The 250-nt window shown below is 36.4% G+C and carries 1 pseudogene; it reads left to right on the top strand.

Annotated features, from left to right (window positions below):
* A pseudogene (locus M979_RS23585) lies at positions 1–250 on the top strand (hypothetical protein); the annotation flags it as partial.

The following is a 250-nucleotide window of genomic DNA, read 5'->3' as shown; positions in this document are numbered from 1 at the left end:
GATTGGATCTTTACACAGGAGACTTAAGTAGCGATTTAATCCCCGATTTTGAATTTCCAGCTATGACTTGGGACAAGATCATGCACGAAGAAAAACAATTAACCCCGACAGGTTATAAGCCGTTAAAAAAACTAATTTTTCAACATTTTTTTCAAGACATCCCTCAAAAGGGACAAGATATTTTAATTACTGCAGGCTCAACTCAAGGGATTTTTTGGCTTATTCAAGTTTTATTAAAGCCGGGAGACAC

It is taken from the genome of Buttiauxella noackiae ATCC 51607, assembly GCF_001654865.1.
Lineage (GTDB): Bacteria > Pseudomonadota > Gammaproteobacteria > Enterobacterales > Enterobacteriaceae > Buttiauxella > Buttiauxella noackiae.
The sequence above is the reverse complement of the archived record's forward strand: the minus strand, read 5'-3'. Positions and strand labels throughout refer to the sequence as shown.